The 455-nt window shown below is 54.9% G+C and carries 1 protein-coding gene; it reads left to right on the forward strand.

Features of this window, described 5'->3' with window-relative positions:
• Nucleotides 1-455: hypothetical protein (locus K5Q92_RS24045; RefSeq protein WP_220771281.1), on the forward strand; the 455-nt coding region annotated here is incomplete at both ends.

The following is a 455-nucleotide window of genomic DNA, read 5'->3' on the forward strand; positions in this document are numbered from 1 at the left end:
GCAGCTTCACCTTTGGTAACTACACTTATGCCAACGGCGTGATCAGCTGGACAGAAACCGCGCCTGCTGAAGGCGACAGCATCACCGTCACCGCCACCCAAACCGATAAGGCTGACAACACCTCGGCTCAAGGTTCAGATACTGCCAAGGTCGCCGATGAAACCGCGCCAAATGCGCCGACGGTATTGATTGTTGATGATGGCAACCCAGGCGATGGCCTGCTCACCCAAGCTGAAATTGGTGCTGATGACGTGCAGCTGCAAGTCACTATCGATGGTACTGACTTTGAAGCTGGCGGCTATGTCACGCTTACCATTAACGGTGGCGCGGACATTCAGCTGAGTTTCGCTGACTTCACTGATGCTGGCAACGGCAGCTTCACCTTTGGTAACTACACTTATGCCAACGGCGTGATCAGCTGGACAGAAACCGCGCCTGCTGAAGGCGACAGCATC

This window comes from Shewanella sp. MBTL60-007, from assembly GCF_019654915.1.
Taxonomy (GTDB): domain Bacteria; phylum Pseudomonadota; class Gammaproteobacteria; order Enterobacterales; family Shewanellaceae; genus Shewanella.